Below are 1807 nucleotides of genomic sequence, written 5' to 3'. Positions count from 1 at the left end.
TCCCCCCCCCCCTCTTCCCCCCCCCCCCCCCCCCCCCCCCCCCCCCCCCCCCCCCCCCCCCCCCCCCCCCCCCCCCCCCCCCCCCCCCCACCCTTCCGCGGGCTACCTGCCGGGTGTCGCATGCGGTGGGCTCAGCTGACGGCTTGCTTCACCAACGCGGCGATGCGCTTCTTCACCGCGGGGGTGACGCCGGTCAGCGCGAAGGCCGTCGCCCACATCTCACCGTCGTCCAGCTGCGCGGCCTCATTGAAGCCGAGCGTCGCGTATCGCGTCTTGAATTTGGCCGCTGCCTGGAAGAAGCAGACGATTTTGCCTTCCAGTGCGTAGGCGGGCTGGCCGTACCAGAGTTTCGGCGCGAGCATCGGGGCGTTCGCCTTCACGACGGTGTGGACCAGCTCGGCCAGCGCCCGGTCCTCATCGGGCATTTCGGCGATCTTCGCCAGCACGTCCTGTTCCGCCGCGGCCGCTTTGTCAGCGGCGGAGCCGCGGCGCGCCGCTTTCTTCATGTCCTGGGCGTGTTCCTTCATCGCGGCCTTCTCTTCGGCCGTGACTTCTTCGTACGTGGTCGTCATAATGGTTTCTCCTGGGTGGGCAGCGAGCGGGGGCATCCGGTAGTGGCACATCAGGACTGGTCGGCGAGCGCGGAGGTCTCCCAGGTGAACCCGTCCGGATCGGTGAACGGAGCGGTGCCGCGGATCGCGATGCGGTGCGAGCCGGTGCCCTCAGGGGACACGCCGGCGTCCTTGGCCAGCGCCTTGCGCCGGTACAGGGCCAGCTTCACGGGGCTCGAACCGGACTCGAACTCGACGTACACGCGGCCGAAGCTCTTCCCCACGGTGAGGCCGTGCTCGACGTAGAACTTCTTGCTCGCGGGCACGTCGGCGACGCCCAGCAGCAACACGATGTCGTCGAACTCGCGGACGGCCGGCCCGGTGTTCTTCTTCGCGGAGGTGGCGATCTTCCAGATCGCGCCGTCCGGGGCCTGGACGACGCCGCCGTAACCCCACATCGATTTCGTGGCGGGCTTGAGCACGGTCGCCCCGGCGTCGACGGCGGCGGCGATGAGCGCGTCGGCGTTGGCGGGCTGGGACACCGTGAGGGAAAGGGTGTACCCGCGGAAGCCGGTGGACGGCTCTTCCGAAGCCCGCGGGCGCAACTCGGAGCCGAGCCCGAAGGCGGTGGTGTAGAAGCGTTCGGCGGCCTCGGTGTCGGACACTTCGAGGGTGATGGCGTCGATGGAGTTCATGCCGGTAACGCTATTTCCGAGCAGGCGTCCGGTGCTTCTCGATTCCTGATCGGTCGCGACGACGCTGGTCGGATCTTGCCGAAGGACGTTTGCCAGTCTCCGGCGTCCGCTTCGAGACACCGGGAAGCCCGGGCCGAGGGGCGCCAATCCGTGCAGGGGCCTTCATGTACTCCAGAGAGAAGCGGGACGGTGGCGTAGTGGTCCAGGTGGTCGTGAGTGGCGATTCGGGTTAATCGAGCCAAGGGTGGCTTAGGTACCTCCTGGATTCTGGCTTCGGCTGATCGCGGGACCGCGGTCCGTGAAGGACTCCTTGAGGGACTCTGGGTCCCTCAAGGAGTCCTTCACGGACTCGGAACACACGCCTATAGCCCCAGTAAACCCACCGGTCGCAATGAAGGCACGTGAAGGTCCCTTCCCCAAGTACAGGAGGGCCCCCTTCACGTACTTCAAGCGACCAGGGCGCCGGAAAGTGTGGGGCTGGTTGGTCGTGGGGGGGGGGGGGGGGTTGTTTACGCAGCGGCACCATACAGAAGACCTACAGAGAGGAAACAAGGAGATGAG

The 1807-nt window shown here is 67.4% G+C and carries 2 protein-coding genes; both read right to left on the bottom strand.

All coding sequences use genetic code 11. The features are described 5' to 3' along the window. Window positions 1-131 precede the first annotated feature (131 nt). Window positions 132-572: an iron chaperone gene (locus ACZ6DT_RS29820; RefSeq protein ID WP_465601488.1), complete on the bottom strand. Its 441-nt coding sequence runs from the start codon at window positions 570-572 to the stop codon at window positions 132-134. Between the two features lie 50 nt (window positions 573-622). After that, window positions 623-1246, bottom strand: coding sequence for a VOC family protein (locus ACZ6DT_RS29815; protein ID WP_465601486.1), 624 nt, complete (start codon window positions 1244-1246; stop codon window positions 623-625). Between the last annotated feature and the right edge of the window lie 561 nt (window positions 1247-1807).

This window comes from Amycolatopsis sp. NPDC041971 (genome assembly GCF_055588925.1).
The sequence above is the reverse complement of the archived record's forward strand: the minus strand, read 5'-3'. Positions and strand labels throughout refer to the sequence as shown.